This is a genomic window from Micromonospora sp. CB01531 (genome assembly GCF_001905095.1).
Lineage (GTDB): Bacteria > Actinomycetota > Actinomycetes > Mycobacteriales > Micromonosporaceae > Micromonospora.
The window spans coordinates 1-2,090 of the sequence record NZ_LWLS01000053.1; the positions used below are offsets into that span (position 1 = coordinate 1).

Annotated in this window: 1 protein-coding gene; it reads right to left on the reverse strand. The window is 68.2% G+C overall.

Annotated elements, in window-relative coordinates; all coding sequences use genetic code 11:
* The coding region (locus A6A27_RS43010) for a hypothetical protein (RefSeq protein WP_198940237.1) at positions 1 to 1,158 on the reverse strand (1,158 nt) is incomplete at its 3' end.
* Between the last annotated feature and the right edge of the window lie 932 nt (positions 1,159 to 2,090).

Sequence of the window (2,090 nt, forward strand, 5' to 3'; positions counted from 1 at the left end):
GCCACCGGGCCCAACGCCACCGGGCCCAACGCCGCCGGGCCCAATGCCGCCGGGCCCAATGCCGCCGGGGTTCAAACCGCCGCCCCCGCCACCGGGTCCATTTGGGCCGCCGCCGCCCGGAGTGTTCTGCGGCGGCGTGCCGAACCTGTTGATATGCCGTTGGGTATCCCGGAAAAGGCCCACCATGTGGGTGAGCGCTTCCCGCATCTTGCTGTCCAGGTTGCCCACCTGCAGCAGCCACGCGTTCTTGACCCGCTCGTTGACCTGCTGCCAGCCAGCGGGAGTGGTCAGGTCAAAGGTCCCACCGCCACCGTCACCAAACGAGAGCGAGACGCTGTTGAGGTTCCCGGAGTACGCGCCATTCAGAATGCCTCGCACAGCCTCGACCAAATGACCGGGATTGTAAAAGTTCGAGTTGTACGCCACCTGGCTCTGATACTGGTTCCAGGCGTCGATCAGGGCGACTGAGAAATTCTTCATGTCGCCCGCCTTGCCCCGGATCCGGTCCGCCCAGTTGGTCTCACCGGGACCCGCGATGTCCGTATGAAGCTGCTCCACGCCGTTCTGCAGATTATCCAGAACGGCGGCGAAAGCACCCGCCGCCGACCCGCTGAATCCAGAATTATCGTGGTTGATGCTCTTGACCAGAGCGTTCAGCTGAGTGTTCGACGAGTCAAGCCAGCGGATCACTCCCTCAACCACAGACGCGGCATCCACAAAGCTTCGAGGCCGGAATGGACTATCGGCTGGAGGGTTGTTCAACACGATACGCGCCTCGTCGCCGGCGTACTGGAAATGCATGAACTGGTCATGCGGGCTAGGCCCATCACCGACCTTGTCATACAGCGTAATCTTGCCCCTGACCATGCGGTATTCCCAACCCGACCCGGACTGATGGCCGAGTTGGTAATCACGGTTAGCGGGGTACCAGGCGACGATCTCGTTCGGTTTCGGCTTCAAGATACCGGCCAGATCTGCCGTTCGTACTACACGACTCTCGACGAACTGGAGCCAGTACACGTTCGGGCCGGCGATCAGCGTACGGTCGATCGCCGGCGTCTGCCCAGATTCGCGACCGATTCGCAGTATGGACTGCAGGGCCTGTTCCCATGTCCACTGCGTCCAGTTATCACTGAAGTCCGGCACCGGAACCCCCACCAGAACGCGCTGGAGTGTACGGCGATCCAGCCGGGCGCCGCGGAACCTGCGGCTGGGCCGGACGGTCGATGGGCTGGCCTTCTGGCAGGTCTCCCCGGCCGACCACCGCCGGAGCCACCTCCGGGTCCGTACCCCAGACCTCTTCCTCCTCTTCCAGCCAGGTCTTCCGTTCCCGGTCCTTATCTTGTTGCTGGTTACCGGCGCCCATCCCGCCCATCCCGCCCATCGGCGGCATGAACGGATAACCAGGCGAGCCGGGGCCGAGAGTCCCGGCCCCGGCCGCGCCACCCGCCGCCGCAGATCCGCCGAGCAAGCCAGAGCCGCCTGCCGCCACAGATCCGCCGAGCAAGCCAGCGCCGTCCGCCGCCGCAGATCCGCCGAGCGGTCCGGCCGTACCGCCGGCAGTGGCGACCGGGCCAATCGGGCCAACGGCGCCACCCGCGCCACCCGAGCCAGGCACGGACACCCCACGCGGTGTCAGGCCACCGATGGTCCCGATGTTCTTCGGGTTGATCGCCGTCGGGAACTGTGACGAGAGGCCACCGCCTTTGGGGCCGGGTGTACCGCCAGCGCCACCGGCCGAGGTACCGGGGCGGGGCAGGCCGCCAGGGCGGGGAGGTCCACCGATGGCGCCGCCCGGGCCCACCGGCGGGACGCCGATCCCTCCGGCGCCACCGGGCCCGCCACCGCCGAGGGGATTCCCGCCCCCGGCCCCGCCGATGACGCCGCCCGGGCCCACCGGCGGGACGCCGATCCCTCCGGCACCACCGGGCCCACCACCGCCGAGGGGGTTCCCGCCCCCGCCGCCGAGGAGCTGCTTGGGGTCAAAGCTGCCTCCCGAACCACCGCCACCAGGCCCACCGCCGCCGAGAAGCTGCTTGGGATCAAACCCGCCGCCGGGCCCAACGCCGCCCGGCCCAACGCCGCCCGGC